The sequence below is a fragment of the Rhodococcus sp. R1101 genome (assembly GCF_000278445.1).
GTDB classification, from domain to species: Bacteria; Actinomycetota; Actinomycetes; order Mycobacteriales; family Mycobacteriaceae; genus Rhodococcus; species Rhodococcus gordoniae.
Genome location: NZ_AJVB01000737.1, coordinates 1 through 1268 on the forward strand (window position 1 = coordinate 1; position 1268 = coordinate 1268).

1 protein-coding gene and 1 pseudogene are annotated in these 1268 nt (G+C 63.9%); one reads left to right on the plus strand and one right to left on the minus strand.

The annotated features are described in order from the left end of the window. Positions 1-284 (plus strand): annotated as a pseudogene (locus R1101_RS29920) (integrase core domain-containing protein); the annotation flags it as partial. Between the two features lie 399 nt (positions 285-683). Here the strand turns inward: R1101_RS29920 and mutM are convergent. Further along, a partial coding sequence (gene mutM / locus R1101_RS0123745) for a bifunctional DNA-formamidopyrimidine glycosylase/DNA-(apurinic or apyrimidinic site) lyase (protein WP_016935656.1) occupies positions 684-1268 on the minus strand: 585 nt, incomplete at its 5' end.

Here is a 1268-nt window from a genome sequence, read left to right on the forward strand (position 1 = left end):
GGGTCGGCGGATCGATCCCACGCCTGGCGCGATGCCTGCGCCGAACTCGGGATCGTCCCGAAGTGGACCCGCCCGTATCGACCTCGAACCAACGGAAGATCGAGCGGTTCCACCGCACGCTCGGCGACGGTTGGACCTATGCGCGCTTCTATCACTCAGAAGGCGAACGCCGAGCCGCCCTCCCGGGCGGGCTTCACTTCTATAATCATCACCGGCCCCATTCCGCCCCCGGAGGCCGGCCGCCGGTCACCAGACTGACCAACGTCCCTGGGCATTACAACTAGATCCGTCAAAACGAGGGAATAAGCGACACCAATCATGCCCGACTTGGACACCCGCAGACCGCTAAGCAAGTTACGACTTCACGCATCGTTTTAGGCATAGAGAATGCGGCTAGTGATCATGAGTAGCTGCGTACGGCATGTCAGTTCGATCACGTATGGGTCCTCACCTCAGTATTCGCCGACTCATATAAGAAGTGACCCAACTAAGTGGCCGGATTATTCTCTAAGCAAGCACGCAGGTTGCTCTGAGCAATAGCCAGTAGATGTGCTCCCCAGCGCGACGGCCGCACCGTGTACACGATCGACATCCGGCTGCAGGACACCCCGGACGGCGGTGCCGAGACGGTGTTCTTCGACATCTGACCGGCACTGCTCCGAACAGCCCGGTATGCGCGTGCGCTACCGGGTCGTTCTCGGTCGGGGCTGGCACTTCGGGCAACTGTACGACGAGCGGTTCATGAACTTCTCACGGCGGATCGGCGCGCCGCAGCGTCGGCACGGCTCGTTCTCTCGCCCGTACACGTTCAGGGAGCGTTCGAAGTAGCCGGACTCCCCGTTGACATTGACGTAGAGGGCGTCGAACGACGTACCGCCCTGCCCCAGCGCCTCGGCCATCACCTCGGTGGCAGCGTCGAGTGCCGACCGGAGTTTCGGTCGCGACAGCGCGTCGGTCGGCCGGTTCCCGTGAATCCTTGCGCGCCAGAGCGCTTCGTCGGCGTAGATGTTGCCGATTCCGGAGACGACGGTCTGGTCGAGCAGCGCACGCTTGATCTCCGTGTGCTTGGTGCGCAGCACGGCCACGACCGCGTCCGGGTCGAAGCGGGGATCCATCGGGTCGCGGGCGATGTGCGCGACGGGCAGCGGCAGTCGATCGCCGTCCACCTCCACGAGCGGCGCCAGGGCCCAGCCTCCGAAGGTGCGCTGGTCGACGAAACGCAGATCGGCGCCGTTGTCGAGGACGGCGCGGATACGCAGGTGCTTCTC